Source organism: Pseudomonas sp. NPDC087804, assembly GCF_044742965.1.
Lineage (GTDB): Bacteria > Pseudomonadota > Gammaproteobacteria > Pseudomonadales > Pseudomonadaceae > Aquipseudomonas > Aquipseudomonas rustica.
Window position 1 is genome coordinate 1 of the sequence record NZ_JBIUVN010000059.1, and the last position, 292, is coordinate 292.

At 50.7% G+C, this 292-nt stretch carries 1 protein-coding gene and 1 pseudogene; both read left to right on the forward strand.

The window, feature by feature from the left end; all coding sequences use genetic code 11:
* A partial coding sequence (rpmI, locus tag ACIOMO_RS27755) for a 50S ribosomal protein L35 (RefSeq protein WP_401244675.1) occupies nucleotides 1-133 on the forward strand: 133 nt, incomplete at its 5' end.
* 28 nt (nucleotides 134-161) lie between these two features.
* A pseudogene (locus tag ACIOMO_RS27760) lies at nucleotides 162-292 on the forward strand (50S ribosomal protein L20); the annotation flags it as partial.

Here is a 292-nt window from a genome sequence, read left to right on the forward strand (position 1 = left end):
CAAGCACAAGCACGCTTTCAAGAGCCACATCCTGACTAAAATGTCGACCAAGCGTAAGCGTCAACTGCGCGGTAGCAGCTTGCTGCATCCGTCTGACGTGGCAAAAGTCGAGCGCATGCTGCGCCTTCGTTAATTTTAGTCAAGAATAGAGGAAGTAACTCATGGCTCGTGTAAAGCGTGGCGTCATTGCCCGTAAGCGTCACAAAAAAATTCTGAAACTTGCTAAAGGCTACTACGGTGCACGTTCGCGCGTATTCCGTGTTGCCAAGCAAGCGGTAATCAAGGCAGGCCA